This window comes from Streptococcus mitis (assembly GCF_001579035.1).
In the GTDB taxonomy this organism is placed as follows: Bacteria; Bacillota; Bacilli; order Lactobacillales; family Streptococcaceae; genus Streptococcus; species Streptococcus mitis_J.
This window is the reverse complement of sequence record NZ_KQ970302.1, coordinates 1-1,160: the sequence shown is the minus strand read 5'-3', so window position 1 is coordinate 1,160 and position 1,160 is coordinate 1. Positions and strand designations below refer to the sequence as shown.

Annotated in this window: 1 protein-coding gene; it reads left to right on the top strand. The window is 40.8% G+C overall.

From position 1 onward, the window contains the following. Positions 1 to 874, top strand: an 874-nt coding sequence (locus SMIDD26_RS10775) for a lactose/cellobiose PTS transporter subunit IIB (RefSeq protein WP_167747530.1), incomplete at its 5' end; no start/stop codon positions are given. Between the last annotated feature and the right edge of the window lie 286 nt (positions 875 to 1,160).

Sequence of the window (1,160 nt, the reverse complement as noted above, 5' to 3'; positions counted from 1 at the left end):
GATTCTTACTTCTGGTACACAAATGTTTATCGTTACCATGGGTGGTACTGGTGCGACACTGGTTGTTCCATTCATGTTTATGTGGTTAACAAAATCAAAACGTAACCGTGCAATCGGACGTGCTTCAGTAGTTCCTACCTTCTTCGGTGTAAATGAACCAATCTTGTTTGGTGCACCACTTGTATTGAACCCAATCTTCTTCATTCCATTTATCTTTGCTCCAATCGCAAACGTTTGGATCTTCAAATTCTTTATTGAAACTCTTGGAATGAACTCATTTACTGCTAATCTACCATGGACAACTCCAGCTCCACTAGGTCTAGTTCTTGGTACGAACTTCCAAGTTCTATCATTCATTCTTGCTGCCCTTCTAATCGTGGTTGACGTAGTCATTTACTATCCATTCCTTAAGGTCTATGATGAACAAATTCTTGAAGAAGAGCGTTCAGGTAAATCTAATGATGAATTGAAAGAAAAAGTTGCTGCAAACTTCAACACTGCAAAAGCAGATGCTATTCTTGAAAAAGCGGGTGTCGATGCAGCACAAAATACCATCACTGAAGAAACAAATGTCCTCGTTCTCTGTGCAGGTGGAGGTACAAGTGGTCTCCTTGCAAATGCTTTGAACAAAGCAGCTGCAGAATATAATGTTCCTGTGAGAGCAGCAGCAGGTGGTTATGGTGCTCACCGTGAAATGTTACCAGAGTTTGATTTGGTTATCCTTGCCCCTCAAGTTGCTTCAAACTTTGAAGATATGAAAGCAGAAACAGATAAACTCGGTATTAAACTTGCCAAGACAGAAGGCGCTCAATACATCAAATTAACTCGTGATGGAAAAGGTGCTCTTGCATTTGTACAAGCGCAATTCGATTAAGGCTAGGGACTGTGAAACAGTCTCCTATCCTTACGGAAATCGCTATGGCGAATTTCCTAATCGCCTTGTTAATTCGTCGGTAAAAAGATATCGTTTTTACCTCCTCATGTCACAATTCGATTAAGGCTAGGAACTGTGAAATAGTCTCCTCTCGTTACGGAAATCACTATGGCGAATTTCCTAATCGCCTTGTTAATTCGTCGGTAAAAAGATATCGTTTTTACCTCCTCATGTCACAATTCGGTGACTTGGTACAAGAAGTGAGATGGAGAAGGATTGCTCACTG